Origin of the sequence: Cryobacterium sp. 10I1 (assembly GCF_035019805.1) — a bacterium.
In the GTDB taxonomy this organism is placed as follows: domain Bacteria; phylum Actinomycetota; class Actinomycetes; order Actinomycetales; family Microbacteriaceae; genus Cryobacterium; species Cryobacterium glucosi.
Genome location: NZ_JASJVF010000503.1, coordinates 1 through 1,013 on the forward strand (window position 1 = coordinate 1; position 1,013 = coordinate 1,013).

At 67.0% G+C, this 1,013-nt stretch carries 1 protein-coding gene; it reads left to right on the forward strand.

Annotation, left to right across the window (positions count from 1 at the left end; all coding sequences use genetic code 11):
• On the forward strand, positions 1–821 hold an 821-nt coding region (locus tag QN345_RS19410; protein ID WP_323508190.1), incomplete at its 5' end, for a hypothetical protein.
• Positions 822–1,013: the final 192 nt, after the last annotated feature.

The window sequence follows — 1,013 nt, forward strand, 5'->3', positions numbered from 1 at the left end:
TACGGAGGACGCTCACCATCACGCTGCGGGCGCTCAGTGTTGCCGCGGTAGGGCGCGCGCTCACCGGACTGCGGACGCTCGGAGTTGCCACGGTACGGAGCACGGTCGCCCTGGGGGCGCTCGGAATTGCCGCGGTACGGGGCACGCTCGCCCGACTGCGGACGCTCGGAATTACCGCGGTACGGAGGACGCTCACCATCACGCTGCGGGCGCTCAGTGTTGCCGCGGTAGGGCGCGCGCTCACCGGACTGCGGACGATCGGAGTTGCCACGGTACGGAGCACGGTCGCCCTGGGGACGGTCGGAGTTCCCGCGGTAGGGGGGACGCTCACCATCACGCTGCGGACGATCGGAATTGCCACGGTAAGGGGCACGCTCGCCACTCTGCGGACGCTCGTTGTTGCCGCGGTACGGAGGACGATCGCCGTCGCGCTGCGGACGGTCGCTGTTTGCACGGTACTGGGGACGATCGCCCTGGGGGCGCTCGCTGTTCCCGCGGTACGGGGCACGCTCGCCGCTCTGCGGGCGGTCGGTGTTGCCGCGATAGGCGGGACGGTCGCCGTACTGGGAGCGGTCGCCCTGGGGACGGTCATTGTTTCCGCGGTACGGTGCACGTTCGCCACCCTGCGAACGGTCGTTGGTGCCACGGTAAGGGGGACGTTCGCCGTCACGCTGGGGACGGTCGGAGTTGCCCTTATAGGGAGGACGCTCACCGTCGCGCTGAGGGCGATCGGAGCGGCCCTGATAGCCGCCGGAGCCGTTGTTGCCGCGAGCCCCGGGCGGGCGTCCGCCGTCGCGTGCGTCATTACCGTTAGTTCCTGAAGGGCTCACTGTGTCTCCTGTGTAATTGGTTGCCTCGAAGGCAGACTCGTCAAGCCTACGGCTTAACGCAAAATGGCCACCCGTTAGGTGGCCATTTTGTGTATTTCTGGTGTTTCTAAGTTAAGTCCGGCGGTGTCCTACTCTCCCACAGGGTCCCCCCTGCAGTACCATCGGCGCTGAGAGTCTTAGCTT